Annotated in this window: 1 protein-coding gene; it reads right to left on the bottom strand. The window is 67.3% G+C overall.

Annotated elements, in window-relative coordinates; genetic code table 11:
- Window positions 1-91: 91 nt before the first annotated feature.
- A partial coding sequence (locus AB0M56_RS50585; RefSeq protein ID WP_364190865.1) for a GNAT family N-acetyltransferase occupies window positions 92-1,341 on the bottom strand: 1,250 nt, incomplete at its 5' end.

The raw sequence follows: 1,341 nt of genomic DNA, 5'->3' as shown, positions 1-1,341 counted from the left end.
AATTAAGCTGCGCTAGTAGACGAGTCCATGTGCTGGCGTTCAAATTTCGCAGCAGCGGTTTCTTTACCAGACTCGAGTACTTACTTAAATGTTACGGTGCTGCAGGGGCCTCGCGCGGAGCCGGGGCTGCCAGGGCGGTCGGGGCCGTGGGCGCGCGGTCGCCGCCCACCTCCGGGTTGGCGATCATCAGGATCAGCCGGGAGACATCGGTGCGCTCCGCGTCCGCGGGCTGGCACAGATACAGCGGCAGATTCTCCGTACGGAACTTGTTCTTGAAACGCAGGTTGCCGTCACCGGTGAAGATGCCGCGCGAGCGCAGCTCCGTGAGGGCGGCCTCGGCCTCCGGCGCGGCGTTGGGCGACTCGCAGACCTTGGCGCCGAAGCTGCCGCCGAAGCTGAAGACGGTGCAGCCCTCCGCCGCCGTCCGCTCGATGATCTTCACGACGGTGTGGTCGAGGCTGCCGAGCGGCGCGTCCTCGGGATAGAACTCGAGGTCGAGCAGATAGCCGTCCTCGGAGGGAATCTTGGTGACGATGACGGCGCTGACCATCCGGTCGTCCAGATAGGTGAGGAACATCCGGTGCCGTGCGGCGAGAATGCCGCGGCCGATCTCGTCCCGGACAGTCGAGACGTACGGGTTCACCATCTCCTTGGCCGCCGACCACCGGTCGATCAGCGTGGTGATCTCCTGGTCGGTACGCGGGTCGGAGCCGACGGCGTACTCCTCGGTCCGGCACGTGCCGGCCTTCTCGAACTTGCGGACCGCGTAGCGAAGCCGCTGCATCCGGCCGCCCTCGAGGCTGAAGTCCTTGATCCCCTCGAGTCGTTGGAGCGCCCCGAAGGGGGTGGCGGTGAACCGGACGCCGTCCACCTCCTCCAGGCGGATCAGCGAGACGATGTTCGCGGCCAGGCCGTGCGCCTGCCCGTAGCGCACGAACTCCGTGGCCAGGGCGGGCATCTCCTCGGTCGGGCCGACGTAGCTCCAGGTGAGCATGGCGTCGTCCCGGACCGAGAAGTTGAAGTACGCCGTGCGGCCCGCGCCCAGGAAGATCAGCGGGGCGATGTCGCGGCCCGGCAGTCCGCCCTCCCGGCCGTACGCGCTCTCCAGACCGGCCACCGCCGAGGCGAGCTCCGGCTGACCCGCGAGGGCCTTCTTCTCGACCACTAGCGCCCCGCCGGTGTACGGCTCCTGGGACGCGGCGGGCCCGGGCCGGGGCCGGTCCTGCGGCGGGGACGACAGACGACTGGCCGACTGGAAATAGAGGTTTTCGTCCCCCGGATCCTGGCTGTGGTGATGATGGTGATGGCTGCTGCCCATGGTATATCTCCTTATTAAAGTTA

Source organism: Amycolatopsis sp. NPDC051372 (genome assembly GCF_040682095.1).
GTDB lineage: Bacteria > Actinomycetota > Actinomycetes > Mycobacteriales > Pseudonocardiaceae > Amycolatopsis.
The sequence above is the reverse complement of the archived record's forward strand: the minus strand, read 5'-3'. Positions and strand labels throughout refer to the sequence as shown.